This window comes from Shewanella sp. AS16 (assembly GCF_021412365.1).
Classification (GTDB): Bacteria; Pseudomonadota; Gammaproteobacteria; order Enterobacterales; family Shewanellaceae; genus Shewanella; species Shewanella salipaludis.
This window is the reverse complement of record NZ_JAKCLK010000111.1, coordinates 1-337: the sequence shown is the minus strand read 5'-3', so window position 1 is coordinate 337 and position 337 is coordinate 1. Positions and strand designations below refer to the sequence as shown.

The following is a 337-nucleotide window of genomic DNA, read 5'->3' as shown; positions in this document are numbered from 1 at the left end:
GCAGAAACAGCAGATCCGCGAAATCATGAAAGGCCAGCGTGACCAGATGAAACGTCCGCCGCTGGAAGAACGCCGCGCAATGCATGACATCATTGCCAGCGATACCTTCGATAAAGCAAAAGCTGAAGCGCAGATCGCAAAAATGGAAGAACAGCGCAAAGCTAACATGCTGGCGCACATGGAAACCCAGAACAAGATTTACAACATCCTGACGCCGGAACAGAAAAAGCAATTTAATGCTAATTTTGAGAAGCGTCTGACAGAACGTCCAGCGGCAAAAGGTAAAATGCCTGCAACTGCTGAATAATCTTTCAGCCAAAAAACGTAAGACCGCCGG

At 48.1% G+C, this 337-nt stretch carries 1 protein-coding gene; it reads left to right on the top strand.

Going from position 1 to position 337, the window contains the following annotated elements; genetic code table 11:
- Window positions 1–307 (top strand): Spy/CpxP family protein refolding chaperone (locus LZP73_RS19570; RefSeq protein WP_234236586.1); only part of this gene is annotated, 307 nt, incomplete at its 5' end.
- Between the last annotated feature and the right edge of the window lie 30 nt (window positions 308–337).